This window comes from Pseudomonas sp. 43(2021) (assembly GCF_017490805.1).
Classification (GTDB): Bacteria; Pseudomonadota; Gammaproteobacteria; order Pseudomonadales; family Pseudomonadaceae; genus Aquipseudomonas.
Genome location: NZ_JAFGYJ010000464.1, coordinates 1 through 459, shown reverse-complemented (window position 1 = coordinate 459; position 459 = coordinate 1). Strand labels below are relative to the sequence as shown.

The window sequence follows — 459 nt, the reverse complement described above, 5'->3', positions numbered from 1 at the left end:
AGGCCTGCCAGCAACTCTGGCAGCAGACCGGAATCGACCGTGCGCAGATTGCCGGCGTGTCTCTGACCACCCAGCGCGGCACCGTGATCAATGTCGACGCCGAGGGCAAACCGCTGCGCCCGGCGATTGTCTGGCTCGATCAACGTCAGGCTGAGGTCGAGGGCGGCATCAAAGGGCCGTGGGGCTGGCTGTTCAAACTGGTCGGCGCCCAAGCGACGGTGGATTATTTCCGCGCCCAGGCCGAGGCCAACTGGATCGCCCGGCATCAACCCGAAGTGTGGGCGGCGACCGACAAGTATTTACTGCTTTCAGGCTTCCTCACCCATCGCTTGTGCGGGCGCTTCGTCGACTCCATCGGCTGCTGCGTCGGCTATCTGCCCTTCGACTTCAAACGGCTGAAGTGGGCGGCACCGCGCGACTGGAAATGGCAGGCACTGGCGGTGCGCCCGGAGCAGTTGC

The 459-nt window shown here is 64.7% G+C and carries 1 protein-coding gene; it reads left to right on the top strand.

The genetic code is table 11. From position 1 onward, the window contains the following. Positions 1 to 459, top strand: a 459-nt coding sequence (locus J5M71_RS28195; RefSeq protein WP_243434396.1) for an FGGY family carbohydrate kinase, incomplete at both ends; no start/stop codon positions are given.